This window comes from Rhodopirellula halodulae (assembly GCF_020966775.1).
In the GTDB taxonomy this organism is placed as follows: domain Bacteria; phylum Planctomycetota; class Planctomycetia; order Pirellulales; family Pirellulaceae; genus Rhodopirellula; species Rhodopirellula halodulae.
Genome location: NZ_JAJKFV010000002.1, coordinates 565,553 through 580,833 on the forward strand (window position 1 = coordinate 565,553; position 15,281 = coordinate 580,833).

13 protein-coding genes are annotated in these 15,281 nt (G+C 56.8%); 3 read left to right on the forward strand and 10 right to left on the reverse strand.

All coding sequences use genetic code 11. The annotated features are described in order from the left end of the window. Window positions 1–15: 15 nt before the first annotated feature. Together LOC70_RS03025 and LOC70_RS03030 are read left to right on the forward strand one after the other, a co-directional pair. Complete coding sequence (locus LOC70_RS03025) at window positions 16–672, forward strand: sigma-70 family RNA polymerase sigma factor (protein WP_255712575.1); 657 nt, start codon at window positions 16–18, stop codon at window positions 670–672. Next, window positions 657–2,963 carry a serine/threonine-protein kinase gene (locus LOC70_RS03030; protein WP_230251743.1) on the forward strand — a complete coding sequence of 769 codons (2,307 nt, stop codon included), beginning with the start codon at window positions 657–659 and terminating at the stop codon, window positions 2,961–2,963. The genes LOC70_RS03025 and LOC70_RS03030 overlap by 16 nt, the downstream gene beginning before the upstream one ends. Here the strand turns inward: LOC70_RS03030 and LOC70_RS03035 are convergent. From LOC70_RS03035 to dnaN, 7 genes are all read right to left on the reverse strand, one after another. After that, window positions 2,949–4,367 (reverse strand): sulfatase family protein, encoded by a 1,419-nt coding sequence (locus LOC70_RS03035; protein ID WP_230251744.1) that lies wholly within the window; start codon window positions 4,365–4,367, stop codon window positions 2,949–2,951. The two genes, LOC70_RS03030 and LOC70_RS03035, sit on opposite strands and share 15 nt — an antisense overlap. Then, entirely contained in the window at window positions 4,364–5,758 is a 1,395-nt protein-coding gene (locus LOC70_RS03040; protein ID WP_230251898.1) for a sulfatase family protein, read from the reverse strand. Before LOC70_RS03040 ends, LOC70_RS03035 begins: the two co-directional genes overlap by 4 nt. 421 nt (window positions 5,759–6,179) lie before the next feature. Then, the gene (gene trpC, locus LOC70_RS03045) at window positions 6,180–6,956 is read right to left on the reverse strand and encodes an indole-3-glycerol phosphate synthase TrpC (protein ID WP_230251745.1); all 777 of its coding nucleotides are present in this window, start codon (window positions 6,954–6,956) and stop codon (window positions 6,180–6,182) included. 18 nt (window positions 6,957–6,974) lie between these two features. Further along, complete coding sequence (gene purH / locus LOC70_RS03050; RefSeq protein ID WP_315857187.1) at window positions 6,975–8,546, reverse strand: bifunctional phosphoribosylaminoimidazolecarboxamide formyltransferase/IMP cyclohydrolase; 1,572 nt, start codon at window positions 8,544–8,546, stop codon at window positions 6,975–6,977. 111 nt (window positions 8,547–8,657) lie between these two features. Then, window positions 8,658–9,446 carry an imidazole glycerol phosphate synthase subunit HisF gene (gene hisF / locus LOC70_RS03055; RefSeq protein WP_230251746.1) on the reverse strand — a complete coding sequence of 263 codons (789 nt, stop codon included), beginning with the start codon at window positions 9,444–9,446 and terminating at the stop codon, window positions 8,658–8,660. A 127-nt stretch (window positions 9,447–9,573) separates the two neighbouring features. Continuing rightward, a complete protein-coding gene (locus tag LOC70_RS03060; protein ID WP_230251747.1) occupies window positions 9,574–9,921 on the reverse strand; it encodes a DUF721 domain-containing protein in 348 nt (115 codons plus the stop codon). 5 nt (window positions 9,922–9,926) lie between these two features. After that, a complete protein-coding gene (gene dnaN / locus LOC70_RS03065) occupies window positions 9,927–11,045 on the reverse strand; it encodes a DNA polymerase III subunit beta (protein ID WP_230251748.1) in 1,119 nt (372 codons plus the stop codon). 504 nt (window positions 11,046–11,549) lie between these two features. On the opposite strand from dnaN, the gene cutA reads away from it, so the two are divergent. Beyond that, window positions 11,550–11,930 carry a divalent-cation tolerance protein CutA gene (cutA, locus tag LOC70_RS03070; RefSeq protein WP_230251749.1) on the forward strand — a complete coding sequence of 127 codons (381 nt, stop codon included), beginning with the start codon at window positions 11,550–11,552 and terminating at the stop codon, window positions 11,928–11,930. Window positions 11,931–12,108: 178 nt separating this feature from the next. On the opposite strand, the gene LOC70_RS03075 is transcribed toward cutA, so the two are convergent. Genes LOC70_RS03075 through LOC70_RS03085 form a run of 3 tightly spaced genes read right to left on the reverse strand, consistent with a single transcriptional unit; the run spans window position 12,109 to window position 15,196 of the window. Next, window positions 12,109–13,788 carry a Kelch repeat-containing protein gene (locus LOC70_RS03075; protein ID WP_230251750.1) on the reverse strand — a complete coding sequence of 560 codons (1,680 nt, stop codon included), beginning with the start codon at window positions 13,786–13,788 and terminating at the stop codon, window positions 12,109–12,111. Between the two features lie 50 nt (window positions 13,789–13,838). Continuing rightward, window positions 13,839–14,303 (reverse strand): hypothetical protein, encoded by a 465-nt coding sequence (locus LOC70_RS03080; RefSeq protein ID WP_230251751.1) that lies wholly within the window; start codon window positions 14,301–14,303, stop codon window positions 13,839–13,841. Then, window positions 14,300–15,196: a DUF1559 domain-containing protein gene (locus LOC70_RS03085; RefSeq protein ID WP_230251752.1), complete on the reverse strand. Its 897-nt coding sequence runs from the start codon at window positions 15,194–15,196 to the stop codon at window positions 14,300–14,302. The genes LOC70_RS03080 and LOC70_RS03085 overlap by 4 nt, the downstream gene beginning before the upstream one ends. Between the last annotated feature and the right edge of the window lie 85 nt (window positions 15,197–15,281).

Below are 15,281 nucleotides of genomic sequence, written 5' to 3' on the forward strand. Positions count from 1 at the left end.
CCCGAGAGATTTGTGTTGAACGATTCGTCACCCAACTCGTCTTCATCAAATACCACCACCGCGTTGGTCGTCGCATCGAAACGCGGTGACAACGAAGCGTTGGGCAAATTGATGTTGCGCTATCGTGGTTACTTGTTGATGCTGGCTCATCGCTACTTGAGCGACCAGTTGCGACGACGAATCGATCCGGCGGATCTGGTCCAGGTGACATTCTTGGAAGCCAAACGCGATCTGCATTCTTTTCGAGGTGAATCCGCGGGCGAATTCGCGGGCTGGTTGCGAGGCATGTTGAAGAACAATGTTGCCTCCGCCGTCGCTCATCACGTGATGACGCAAAAGCGCTCGACAAAGAAAGAGGTGCACGCTGGTGGCGGTGGTGGCGAAGGAAGCTCTCCTGAAAACTGGATCGCCCAAATGCCGGGGGCCAAGACGAGTCCCAGCGGCGTCGCGGTTCGACGCGAAGCAGTTGGCGCGATGATGCAGGCCTTGCATGAGTTGCCTGAGACACAAGCGGAAGCAATCCGGCTTCGCTACATGGAAGGACTTTCGTTGAAGGAAATCGTCGATCGAATGGACAAGAGCGAAACCGCCGTCGCAGGTTTGCTCAAACGAGGTTTGAAGAAGCTTCGAACCATTTTGGACACCGATAGCAGTCCTTGGTGGAAGACCTGATGACCCAGTCCAACGAAGACGATTTGGATGAGATCTTCGCTTTGTATTTGTCGGCGTGTGACACGGGAGAGATCACGTCACGAGAGGACTTTTTGCGTCAACATCCCGAACATGCGGATCAACTTCGTGAGCTGATGGATGCTGCGGATTTGATTGGCACATTCTCACTGTCGGGCGGTCCCACGGACGGATCATCTGATCCTTGGGCAAACCCAATCACCTTGCCATCGGATTTGGAAGTTCCCAAAGAAGAAGGCCTGCCGTCGACGGCCAGCCAGTTGGACCCACGCAGTGATCTGGCCGACACGATTGGCGTTGGTTCTCCCTTGAATCAGGAATTCTCGGGTGACGTGTCCGACGTCGATCCCAACATCACTCTGCCGATGTCCAATCGCTCTCAAGGCGACACCGGCCCATCGTTGCCGTTTGATTTGGGCGACTATCAACTGCTGAAGGTATTGGGCGTTGGTGGCATGGGTGTGGTCTACCTCGCCAAACAACGCGAGCTGGATCGTTTGGTCGCTGTGAAAATGATTCGCAGTGGAATCTTGGCCGGACAAGATGAGGTCAAACGCTTTTACACCGAAGCGAAAGCGGCAGCCAAGCTTCGTCACCCCAACATCGTTGCGGTGCACCAGTTCGGCCGACGTGCCGGTCACCACTTCTTTTCGATGCAGTATGTCGAAGGCGAAGATCTTCAAAAGGTGATTTCCAAAGGTCCTTTGGAAGCGAAACGAGCCGCTGAAGTTGTTCGCGATGTTGCCATGGCCATTCATCATGCTCACAGCCGAGGCGTTTTGCACCGTGATCTTAAGCCTGGCAACGTGCTGATCGATCACTCGGATCAAGTCCACGTCACTGATTTTGGTCTGGCCAAACATACCGACGCCGATAGCAGCGTGACGGGAAGCGGTGCTGCCGTTGGAACACCGCATTACATGGCCCCGGAACAAGCTCTCGGACACAGCGACCGAGTGACCCATCACAGCGACATCTATTCGCTTGGTGCGATTTTGTTCGCCGCGGTCACGTCTCGACCACCCATTGTTGGCGATACCGTGATGCAAACCTTGTTGAAGGTGGCTCACCAACCCGCGCCAAACCTCCGCTCCGTGTGTGCGGATGCGGATTCGGATCTGGAAGTCATCGTCGCGAAGTGTTTGGAGAAACAGCCCAAGGATCGCTACAAAACAGCCAAACATTTGGCCGATGATCTGCAACGATACCTGCAAGGACAATCCATCCACGCACGATCGCGGAGTCGCGCTCGCAAGGTCGCAGACTGGTTCGCACAAGTTCCCATCGTCGCGGCGATCGCGGGTCGTCAAACATCCGACACACCGCTCGGACAACGAAGGTTTCAAAACGGTGTGCTGGCGGCATCCTTCGTCATTCCGTTGTTGCTGGTTGGTGGTGTGATCTGGCAGGAAAGCGTCAACAACGCGATGCCCGCACGGGTTCGAATCGCCGGCGGATTGCCGGGCGGTTTGTACACGCGAGCCTCGGAGCAACTTTCACAGACTCTTCAGTCACAAACGTCCGTGCCCTGCGAAGTCGTCTCCACCAATGGCACCTGGGACAATCGAGAGCGACTTCTCGCGGGTGAATTCGATTTGGCACCCATCCAAGCCACCGCGGTCAACGGCGAAACCCTGCGTGTTGTCGCGCCACTGTTTTATGAAGCGGTCCATGTCATCATTCGCGAAGACAGTGGCATTGATTCGGTGGAGGACCTTGCCGGACAAAGCATCGCCGTGGGGCCGCACGGTAGTGGATCAAGGCGCGCTGCTGAAATGGTGTTGGAGTCATTGGAGCTATCCGAAACGATCTCGCCTCGCATCGAGATGCCGTGGCAAACGCTTCAGGAAACAGACCCAACAGTTTCCGCCGACGCGGCCATCATTTGCATCGGTGTGGGCAGTGATCTGGTCCAACACATGTTGTCAGAGCGACAATGGCATCTGCTTCCACTTCCCGATGGCGTTTCGATTGCCCTCCAGCATCCAACGCTTCATGCAATGACCATCAAAGCCCAGGCCTACCCGGGAGCGTCTCTTCCGCCGACGGGAGTGCATACCGTCGGCACAACGTCATTCCTGGTCTGCCGCGAAGATGCACCCGACCCGTTGATCGAAAGCACGTTGCATTCGCTGTATGACGAACCCAACATCATTGGATTGATTCCGGCTCGCCAAGCGGCGGAGTGGCAGGGTCTCGCCTTTCACCGAATCTCACGTCGCTATTACGATCAACTTGAATCGGAAGCTCAAAAGGTATCAGTCGCCGACTGACCTCTTCTGCTTGTTCGTTTTCTTTTTGGGTTTCTGGCCTCGTTTCATGTGGTTGAGAGCGTCCATTTCGGTGGCTTGGCCTTGGTCGCCGCAGTATTGCATCCAATCGTCCAGTTCCTTGCGGAGCGATGTCATGGTTGCTTCGTATTGCGGATCCGTGGCCAGATTGTTCAGTTCCAACGGATCTTTCTGTAGGTCGTAGAATTCGATCTCGGGACGATGTTGATAGCGACTCACCAACTCCGCTGCCCGGGTGTCTCCCGCATTGGCCGCTTTGATCCAACTCCTGAATTCTTTGGATTCTGTGCAAGCGTTTTGGAAAGTGACTTCTGGGGTGAAGTTCCAAATGTACTTGTAGCGGTCGGAACGCACGCTGCGGATCCCATAGTGGTCCGACCCGCTGTTGATTCCTCGAGTGGTCATCTCACCAAAGACCAGCGACTTGTGCGTCTGTTCGCCCGCTAGCACTGGCAAAAGACTCTTTCCATCCAGCTTGGTTGCCGGACCGGATTCTAAGTCACCGCCCGCGATCTCGATCCAAGTCGGAAGGAAGTCGATGTATTCCATCATCGCTGGATTGATCGATCCGGCTTCGACGTGCCCCGGCCAACGAACGATGCATCCCGACTGAAGTCCGCTGTCGTAGCAGGTCCACTTGGCGAATGGCATGGAGTTGCCTTGTTCGCTGACCACGATCAGCAGGGTGTTGTCGGCAAGTTGGTGCTGATCCAGAAGATCAATGGCTTGTCCAACCTGCGAGTCGAAATAGGTGATCTCGGCCAAATACCGGGTCATTCCTTCACGGGTCTCGGGTGTATCCGCCAGATATGGCGGCAATACTACGTCCGCGGCGTTGTAGCGGGAGGCATCCCCTTTGTTCCAAGGAGTATGAGGTTCGTTGGAACACAGAAACAAACAAAACGGCTGTTCCTGCTCACCACATTCATCCAGAAACTCGTCCACGGCCGCGAAATCTGGATTGGATTTTCCGGGCAAACGCTCCCACGAAAAGACCGAGGGCGGGCCGATATGTCCCTTGCCACTGTGTGCGACCCGGTAACCGAGCGGTTTCAAGAATTGAACAACGCTGCTGGTTCCATCGGGCACGAAGGTGTGATTGGGATACGCACCGGTTTTTACCGGGTACTGACCACAATAGATGCTGTGCCGCGTGGGGGAACACATCGCGACCGATTGAAAGCATCGGGTGAAACGCATGCCTTCTTCTGCCAAGGCATCGATTCGAGGGGTATGGGCTTGTCCGCCGTAGCATCCCAAATCACGAAAGGTGCAATCGTCGGCGATGATGAAAACAAAATTCGTCGCGTCTTTTGCGATTGCACTCGATGGTCCCAGGATCCCAATTAACAAAGCGATCCAGAAATTGGGTTTGAAGTTCTTCATGAGTCCGCCTTCTTTCGCCAAACGGGACGAGCGTTTTGGGTGATCTCCCGATCCAGTTCCTCCATTCGTGCCTGCATTTGCTTCACACGTTCTGGGTCATCGGATGCTAAGTTGGTCTGCTCTTCGAGGTCATCTGCCAAATTGAACAGAAAAATTTGAGGCTTCTGCGGCGTGCCCTTTTTGTTTTTCAACGCACGGGGGACTTTCCGCATGTACTTCCAATCACCCATCCGAATTCCTTCCAATGCCCCATGCGCTGAGTAGTAGACGAACTCTTTGCGTGGTGAATCATCCGAGGTGAACGTTGGAGTCAGGTCGACACCGTCGACTTGTCGATCGGACGTCAACGGCGTTCCCGTGACGGCCGCGATGGTTGGCAACAAATCCATGTTGGTCGCGAAAGCGTTGGTTGACGTTCCGGCGGGAATGCGTCCCGGCGCCCACATCACACAAGGAACTCGTTGGCCGCCTTCAAAGGTGGTTCCTTTTCCCGCTCGCAAGGGAAAAGCACTGCCACCATGATTTTTGAACTGTAGCCAAGGACCATTGTCGCTGGTGTAAATGATCACCGTGTCTTCCGCCAAACCCAGCTCACGGACTGTGTCGACCAAACGGCCCACTTCCGCGTCGATATGCTCGATCACGCATTTGTAGGCATTTTGCGGATCCGCATCGTAAACATCCTCCGGCACATACAGTGGGATGTGAGGCATGGAATGAGGCAGATAGAGGAAGAACGGTTGGTCCTTGTTCTCCGTGATGAACTCGATTGCTCGATCGGTGTAGCGACGTGTGATGGTGCGTTGGTCAACGGGCAGTTCAATGATCTCCTCGTTCTGCACGAGTGGAGTGTTCCAACCTGTGACTGCCGTCGATTGATCTTTCCAAAGTTCATCCGATCGCATTTTTGTCTTGCGTTTGTTGTCCGGATGATTCATGTCGTTGGAATAAGGAATGCCATAGTACGAATCAAATCCGTTGGACGTCGGCAAGGTTTCTTTGTGATGACCGAGGTGCCATTTGCCGACACAAGCTGTCGCATAGCCCGCCGATTTCAGATGATCCGCGATGGTGACTTCGTCTGGATGCAAACCGGTTTTGCTTTGCGGAAAGAGAACGTGTTGATGCAATCCAACCCGTTTTGGATAGCAACCGGTTAGCAAAGCAGCTCGTGAGGGCGAACAAACCGAACAGGCCGAATAGAAACTGGTGTAACGGCGGCCCTCGGCAGCGAGTCGGTCCACATTGGGTGTTTTGATATTTGGCGAACCAAAGCAACCCAAATCGTTGTATCCCTGGTCATCGGTGAAGATCACAATGACGTTGGGTTTGCCATCACGAGTCGGTGCGGCGTCAGCGATCGAGACGCCAAGCGTCACCGGAACCACCATGGCGATCACCAACCACATGATCGATGGACGCCAAGTTTGACGAGGGATTGGACGGGCTCGCATGAAGTCCACCTGTGTGCGGGGAAGGAAGGATTCAAAATCCCCGGAGAGCTGACTTCTCGAATCTCGCGTGGAACCGGCGTCGCTGCCGGTGATGTTCCTGGCTTGCGTCGCGAACTGGGTCGGCAGCGAACTGGGTCGGCAGCGAACAAGGAGAAACTTCTTGCTACAGCTGATCCACCACGGCTGATTCAACACGGTTCGGACGATGAGAAAGCAGATGGGAGGGGATTGGGAGGGAGCCCCAATCATAGCTGCTTTTAATGCCGCGGATCGATAGACTTCACGAGTCCGCTAAGAAATCGCCCTACGTGCTGACTCTGGTATCGCGACCGAGCAGTAGCCACAACGGATGATCGCTTCAGGAGAGCAATTCTCGCGTGGCGGCTTCAATGTCCGGTTTCCGCATCAACGATTCGCCAACGAGAATGGCTTTGATGCCGCCGGCTTTCAATGCGGCCACGTCGTCTGCGGTACGGATCCCGCTTTCGCCGACAATCAAACGATCGCTGGGGATGTCGGTGGCAAGACGCACGCAGTGTTGCAGATCGGTCTTGAATGTTCGCAGGTCTCGATTGTTGATTCCCACCAAACGAGTCTTGGTCGCGAGAACGGCGTCCAGGTTCTCCGGTTCGAAAAGTTCGATCAGCGTTTGCAGACCCAACTCAGAGGCTTGTTCGTCCAGCTCAATCAGTTGCTGTGGCGAGAGACATTCGGCAATCAAAAGCACCGCATCGGCACCCGCCTGGCGTGCTTGCAACAGTTGATAAGGATCGACGATGAAGTCCTTCCGTAGGATCGGAAGCTCCACCGCGGAACGGACCTGTCGCAGGTAATCGAGCGAACCTTGAAAGAACGGTTCATCCGTGAGAACGCTGATGCACGCGGCTCCGCCTGACTCATAGTCGCGAGCGATCGTCGGCGGATCAAAGTCCTCTCGGATCAATCCCGCGGACGGGCTGGCTCGTTTGACCTCGGCGATCAAGCGAACTCGATCGGTTGCCGCGAGTGAACCGTGAAAGTCTTTGCAGGGCGGCAAATCCTTCACCGCCGCCGACAGTTCAGCCGGGGCGATCGAAGCTTTGTCTCGCGCGATGACGTCGCGGGTTTTGACCAGGATGTCGTCGAGAATGGTCATCGCTGGGGAAGGATCCGATCAGTGTTTGAAGTGACGGCGGCCGGTGAAGACCATTGCGATTTCATGTTCATCGCAAGCGGCAACGACTTCGTCATCACGACGCGAACCGCCGGGTTGGATGATCGCCAGCACACCGGCTTTGGCGGCGGCTTCGATCGAATCGGGGAAGGGGAAGAAAGCATCCGACGCCAAGATCGCTCCGTCGGAACGCTCGCCGGCTTTGTTGATCGAGATTTCAACACTATCCACGCGGCTCATCTGTCCCGCGCCCACACCGATCAGCGAGGTGTCTTTTGCCAAGACAATCGCGTTGCTTTTGACATGACGGACCATTTCCCAACCGAAAGAGATGTCGTCCCACAAGTCATCGTCGACGGGGGTTTCCGTGACCGTTTTCCATTGCAGTGGTGAGCTGACCATTCGATCAGCATCTTGAACCAGCATGCCGCCGCTGATGAATCGTCGGGAAATTTGGCGGGTTGCTTCGTCCAAACGCCCGACCTGCATCAAACGAACGTTGTCTTTCCAACGAGGTTTGGTGGTCAGCAAACCGACTGCACCGGCTTCAAAGTCGGGGGCCACGATGGCTTCGATGAACAAGCCTGGCTGGCAAAGGAATTCCGCCGTGGCTTCGTCCACGGTTCGGTTCATGCCGATGACCGAACCAAAGGCGGACAGTGGGTCACCCGCCATGGCTTTGTCGACCGCATCGGACAGCGTTTCGCCGGTGGCGGCACCGCACGGGTTGTTGTGTTTGATGACCGAGACGGCTGGTTCGGCGAAACTGCGAGCGATGTCCAGTGCCGCGTCGAGGTCCAACAGGTTGTTGTACGACAGTTCCTTACCGCTGATCTGGCGAGCCGAAACTAGGTTGGCAGAACGATCCGACGAATCGGTGTACAGAGCGGCGCGCTGGTGAGGGTTCTCACCGTATCGCAATTGGGTTTTGCGTCGCAGCGACACGTGCATCGATGCGGGGAACTCGCCGCCGACCGAATCGCCCTGCATGTAATCCGCGATGGCTCGGTCGTAGCCAGCCGTGTGGTCGAAAGCTTCCGCCGCCAATTGGGTTCGCAATTCGTCCGTGGTGCCGCCCATGTTCTCGAGCTGGTCCAGGATCTCGCCGTACTGTTCCGGGCTGGTGGCGATCGCGACGTCGCCATGATTCTTCGCTGCGGCTCGCACCAAGCTTGGTCCGCCGATGTCGATCTGTTCGATGCATTCGCCTCGGGTCGCACCCGGACGACTGACGGTGGCAGCGAATGGATACAAATTCACAACGACCAAATCGAACGGTTCGATGTCGTGATCGGCGATCGTATCCATGTGATCGTCCAAATCACGCCGAGCCAGAATCCCAGCGAAAATTCGCGGATGCAGGGTTTTGACTCGGCCGTTGAGCATCTCGGGAAACCCCGTGTACTCTGCGACGTCTTCGACTTCGATGCCGGATTGCTCCAAATGGGCTCGCGTCCCACCGGTGCTGTAGATCGTGACTCCGGCGGCGGACAGTCCAGCTGCAAAATCGGTCAGACCCATCTTGTCGCTGACACTGATCAATGCGTTTCGGACGGGGACGACATCTGACACGGGAAACCACTCGGCTCAAGAAAACGGTTGGAAACCAAATGGTTTCCGGCAAATCAAACCGACATGTTCCTTCCCACCGCCAAGACGGTCAAGGCACCGTTGCAGATCCGATCATGCGGCAAAAGGTTCCGCGGGCATGCGGACCGGAATCCCGGCCGCGGCCATGTGCTGTTTCGTCTCTCCGATGGGGTGGGTGCCGAAGTGAAAAATGCTGGCGGCCAGAACCGCGTCGGCTTTCCCGTCGCGAATGGCCTCGACTAAGTGATCCGGATGTCCCGCGCCGCCACTGGCCACGACGGGGATCTTCACCGCTTCGCTGACCGCTCGCGTGATGGGAATGTCATACCCGTCGCAGGTACCATCGGCGTCCATGCTGGTCAGCACGATTTCACCCGCTCCCAGCTCCTCGACGCGTTTGGCCCATTCGACCGCCTGCAATCCGGTTGGTTTGCGACCGCCGTTGATGTGCACTTCCCAGAATTCCTCGCCGTTCTTCTGGACTCGTTTCGGGTCGATGTTCACCACGATGCATTGGCGTCCAAATCGATCGGCCGCTTGGCGAATGAAGTCCGGATTGGTGACCGCCGAGGAGTTGATCGAAACCTTGTCACATCCGGCGGACAGCAACGCTCGCACATCATCGACGGTTCGAACGCCACCACCGACGGTCAGCGGCATGAAGACTTGCTCCGCCGTTCGCCGAACCACGTCCAGCAAGATCGCCCGTTCCTCGTGGCTGGCGGTGATGTCCAAAAAGACCAGCTCGTCCGCACCCTCCGCTTCGTAGCGACGAGCCACCTCGACCGGATCCCCCGCATCGCGAAGATTGACAAAGTTGGTGCCTTTGACGACTCGGCCGCCGTGAACATCGAGGCAGGGAATGACGCGAGCGGAAAGCATGGTGAGTTCCAAATGAATCGGCTGATGAGCGAGGCAACGCTATCAACGTACCCAATCAGATTTCAAAACGGCAAGCATGCATGTCGGCCGTTGGTGCCCGGAAGCGAGCGAAAACGATTGGCGGGAACTATTCCGCTTGAACTTTGAACCGCAGATCATTGATCTTGGCCTGCGGGTGTTCCTTGGCCAGCTTTTTCAAAATCCGTCGTTTCTGAAACGTCAGCTCCTGCATCACGACGCTGTCAACGGCGTAGATCATCAACACGCCTCGCTGCAGTTTGCCGACTCGGAACGAATTCGCGATTTGTGAATCGACGGCGGATTGGATGGTGCTGGTGAGTGCCGATTCGGCACCCACGGAAGCGTACCCGCGGCGGCTCATCAATTGAGAGATCAGACTGCCAATCGCCCTCGGGCCGCTGGATTTCTCCTCGACCAATTTCGGAGGCGGCTGGTTGGGGCGACGCGGTCCCATGACGATCAGCGATCGCGAGCCATGGGCATGATCACGTAGGCGTACCCGTCATCGGTTTGCAACAGAGCCGGTGATTTCGCGGATTCAATTTCCATCACCACGGTCGACTCGTTGTCCATCACTTTGCAGAAGTCCGCCAGGTAACGATGGTCCATCGTCAGCGTGATTGACTCGCCGTCGTAAGCGATCGGAAGCTCAATTTGGGACTCTCCCAGATCCGCTGTTTTGGCTTCCAGCTTCAGCGTGCCATCGGCGAAAGTGAAGTCCACCCCGCGGCTGTCCAAGTCGGTCACAATCGCGGCTTGGCGAAGGGCGGCGAACAGAGGTCCGACCGTCACGTCGATCTGAACCGCGTTCTCTCGTTGGGGCAAAACCTGACGCCAGTTTGGATAGCGACCCTCGACCAGACGGCTGCTGATGACGGCTCGTGGCGTGCGAATCAAAAGATCGTTTCCGCGGGAAGCCACCTCGACGTGATCGTCCTTTTCACTGAGAGCCCGCTCGATCAATCCGATGGCTCGCGTGGGCACAATCGTGGTCATCCCGCTGGTCGCGTGACCGCCGACGGACTCACCGGTGCCTTCCATTCGTGCCAGCCGTCGACCGTCCGTTCCGACCGCGATGACGGAGGATTCTTCCATCTCCAACAACACGCCGCCGAGTGCGTAACGGCTGCTTTCCGAGTCGGTCGCGAAGACGGTTCGGCGGAGCATTTCGCGGAAGGTGCGAGTGCTGATTTGGTGGTACTTCGACTCGTCGAATTCGTGGACGCTGGGGAACTCATCCGGGTTGTTTCCCGGCAGTCGAAACTTGCTCCGGCTGCCCGAAATTTTGATGCCCGCCTCATCGGTTTCGATCGTGATCGTTTCGTCGTTGCTCTCGCGCAGAATCGGTCCGGTTCGCAGGACGGGCAGCAGGGCGGTGCCCTCGGTTTCGACCTCGATCCCTTCGGTCACGTCCAACCGAATTCCCACCTCTTGGTCCGTCGCCATCAGCGTGATCTTGTCACCCGCCGCGGTGACTTTGACGTTCTGCAAAATCTCCTTCGGCGACCGACTCGGAGCGATCGATGCAGCGAGGACGAAAGCGTTGGCGAGGATGTCTCGTTGGCAGGTGATCTTCATCGGTGCGACTGGAAAAAGAGACCGGGCTGGAACGCCGACGTCCGCCGGCCGAGCCCGGATGACTTGGCTTCAAACGAGTCGTTCAGGGCGGTCCAAGTTGTAACGCGATCGATGCGATCTGGCATCCCCCGCAACGTCCGCATCGAGGGCTTCCGCGAACACCCTGCAAAACCGGGTGATGACTAGGAAGGTCTTTCCCAGGATGTTTGCTATCAAAAAGAACTAATTTAACTACCGTCGTCGTCGTAATGCGTGGACGACGAGTGTCTCAAAGCATTGTTCGAAACGCGATTGGATCGGCAAATCACGTAGAAAACAGGCACGATAGCGATGTGGATAACCTGTCGTTTGGATGTCTCAAATCTGTCTGAAATCGGAGGTACTTCGAACACGGACCGACAGTGGCTTGTCCGAGGCTGTCAAAAGTCAGACATTTTGAGACAGACTTCAGACAGTGAAAAGACAGGTTATCCACAGGTGTTTTCGGGGTGAAAACGAGGGTTCATGAGCGCCAAAAAAGAATTTGAAAACGTTCCAAAAAAGTCCGTTTCCAGTCCGTCCAAAGACCCGTCGTTGATGGTTTTGTGGACGACGGTGGAATCGAACGAGCAAGCGGAGATGCTTGCACGAGGCTTGTTGGAGCAGCGATTGGCGGCGTGCGTGCAGATCGATTCACCGATCACCAGCCACTACGTTTGGAAGGGTCAAACGTGTTCGGAAACGGAGCTACGAGTGGTGGTCAAAACGCTGGCCTCGAAGGTCGACGAAGCGATGACGTGGCTGGCTGAGAACCATCCCTACGACGAGCCTCAGTTGGTCGTGTTGCCGGTCGAGAAAGCGTCGTCAGGCTACGCGAGATGGGTCGCCGAATCGACTTCGAAGTAGTGGATCGCTGGAAAGAATTCGAGGTCCAAATCGATCACCGACGGGCCTCGCTGGAGCCCCGTCTGAACCCGCTCGTGAAGAGCCGAAGCGGTGTTCAAACGGAGTTGTTTCACGCCGTCGCGAATGTCCCGAGACGGGTCACTCGCCAGGCAAAAAAATGCCGTGTCGCGGACTCACATCACTCGGCTTCGGCGATCTGAATTGCATCGACCGAGGTGAACTTTCCGACCTGCATGTTGGCTCCGCCGAGCATCACCAATTGGGTCGGTGAAGTCGGAATCATGCGGTGGAAGAAGCGGGCCGGATCCACCTGCGAAACGGTTTGCCAGGTCTGTCCATCGGCCGACAAACGATGCACGAAACCGTCCAGCGTCGTCACGTACAGACGACCTCCGGTGGCGAACGCGGAGGATCCAAAACCAGCCATCCCGGAGCCGGGCAGGGCGGGGCCGAGCGACCAGGTTTGCGAGGCCGGGTCGTAGACATCGACTCGCGTGGTGGGGCCACCCTCGGACCGCATGCCGCCAACCACGTACAGCTTTCCGTCGTGTGCCGCGACGCTGATCGCTCGACGTTGGAACGGCGGATTGGCGACCGGCTGCCAGCCCGATTGAGGCTCCAACAGATTCAGCGACCAAGCGGTTTTGTGCCAGGTGCTCTCGTCGCTTTCGCCGTCGAGTTTCCATCCGCCGAAGACGTAGACGGTGTCGTTCAAGACCGCTGCGTCGAGCGAAGATCGGCCCTCGGGAAGAGCGGGCAGATCGGTCCAAGATTTCGACGCCGCATCGAATCGTGCCACGCTGGTTTGCGATCGCAGATCGTGTTCTTCTCCCGCGTCGTTCACCGCCGTGAAGCCGCCGATGCGGATCAGCGAATCGTCGTGACCAACCATCGCCAAACCTTGCAATCGCGGTCCGGTGGCGAGCTGTTGCCACTGGGGTTTGTCGGCGGTGGTGTCGATGGCCCACAGACGATTGGATTGCTCTTCGGTGGAGTACGAGTGGGCGCTGCCGGTGTGCCCACCGTAGACATACAGCGTTCCACTGACGAAGGCTGCACCGAAGCTGGTCAGTTCTTCTGGCAATTCAGGCAGCACGGATTCAACGATCGTCACGCCGCTGTTGTCGATGACTTTCGGGGTGGTGTCCGCCTTGTCGGCTTTCGCCATCGATCGCTTGTTGATCCGGAACGATGCGGTGAGGTAATCCGCGGTGCTGGTGTAGGCTTTGCCATCCAGTTCACCTTGAACGCCTTCGGCTGTGACACCCGCCATGACGGAATTCAAACCCGGCTCGATCAAGTCCGCGGCAAAGGTGACTTGCCCATCGCTGTTGGTGGTTTCGGTACCGGCTTCGTGTCCGTCTTCGAGGAACAACCGCACCGAGGTTTCCGCGAGAGGTTTGCCGTCGTGTAGCACTTGGACTTGCAAGTCACCGTTGTCGGCGGTGGTGATCACCGACTGCAAGGAAGCATTTTCGCGAGCCTGGGTGGGCCACTGCTGTGGATCGGATTGCGGCAAGTGCTCGACGTGATACGTCAGCTTCATTCCGTGATACAAGCCGTAAGTGATCGAACCCGCGATTTCGTGATCGGTGGGAACGGCGGCTTGGCTTTGAATGCCAACCAGATCGCTGCCGTCGACGGGGCTCATCGCGATCGATTGGTCGCCGCTGAGCAACTGAATTTTTTGGACTGTTTCCGGCATCGGGTACGTTCGGTCATCGGTGGATTCGCCGAACCACATCACGGCCTTGCCGTCCGAATCAGTGGCGAGCCAAGGAAAGTGAGCCGAAGCCGGGGTGGCGGATGCCAGCATCAAAGCGAGTGCCAGCAGTTTGCGTTTGGAGGAACGTTTCATAGTGGTGATGGAATGGTTGAAGGGTGGGTCAAAGGAGGCGGGAAGCGTGTTCAACGCTTGCTCAATTCAAACACAAAGGGCTCGTTGGCCGACGGCGAAACGTTGGCTGAAAGTTGCCCGGTACTTTGGTAACGCACGGGAATCGTTTTCGACTTCAGAGGGTCTCGATCCCCTTCTTGCATGGCCTGCATCGCTTCGTTCATCTCCGGTTCAATCGGGGTGATGACGACGTGATGCTCGCCGGGGGAAGGACCGTTGGTGTCGTCAAAAACAAACCGTCCCTCCGTAATCATGGTAACGCTGTCGTGTTGGCCCAGTTCGCCTTGGACCGGTACGAAGCGGATCATCGCGGCGGCAATTGGTTTCTTTTGCAGGGTCACCTCGCCAGAGATTGGCACGTGAGTGAACTCCGCTTCGGAAGAACAACCAATCAACAGACAGCATGACACGACCATCGGCACCAATCCGGAACGCGGTGCAAGATGAAGAACACTGCGTTGCAGATGGTTAATCACGGCGCGTCCTCCACCACTTCGTGACCGTTGCGAGTCGCCAAAGCGTTGAGCAATTCACGGTCCAGGGATTCGGATGTGAAACGAACGCTGCCATCACCGAACAAGAAGTAAACGCCGCCTTCGTGCATGCTTTGGAACCCACCGTTGTTGGCGGCGTTGTGAACGTTCAGTTCCTTTTGGCTGGTTCCCAGCGAAACCTTGGGATAGCCCAGCACCCAGCGAGCCGTTCCCCACTTCACCGTTCCCGCAACGCTGGCGGGACTGGTCCAAAGGTAGTCCTTCATGTCGTAGGTCGTTTCGCCGTAGGCGATGGTGTTGCTGGTTCCGTCCGTGAGATCGCGGAAACCAGTGGCCGGGTTTTCGTATCCGTAGGCTGGCCAATTCAATCCAAACATGCCGTCGGCTTTTTGCATGTAAGCCGCCGTTCCTTCACAGGCGAGATAGCTCGACGGACCACCGGTTTCACCCAAATCCGTCGCGGGGACTTCGCGCGGCAGAACCATGGACGGGCAAAGGTAGGTGGCAATGGTCTGAGCCGCCACCTCTTGGTTGATGGGATCCGAATAGGACCGACCGAAATCAAATTGTTGGTAGGTGTTGGCTTCTTCCAGGAAAGGCAGGGCGGCGGTCAATGGGCCGAGGAAGTTGCTGAGCCTCGAACCTTCGGGGAACTTCTTGAAAGCACTGTGGTAATTGTGAAGTGCCAACCCGATTTGCTTCATGTTGTTGCTGCAGCTCATGCGGCGAGCAGCGGCACGGGCGGATTGAACCGCAGGAAGAAGCAATCCGACCAGGACACCAATGATGGCAATCACCACCAGTAGTTCGACCAGGGTGAATGCGGATCGTTGAGAGACGGAAGCACGGGCGCAGGGGCGCGCAGAAATGGGCATGGGTTTCTCCAGCCAAAGAGATCACGAAACGGGAAACGACCCCTCTCGGGGACGGATCGAGCGTGGCTGGCTAGAGAGCGAAATG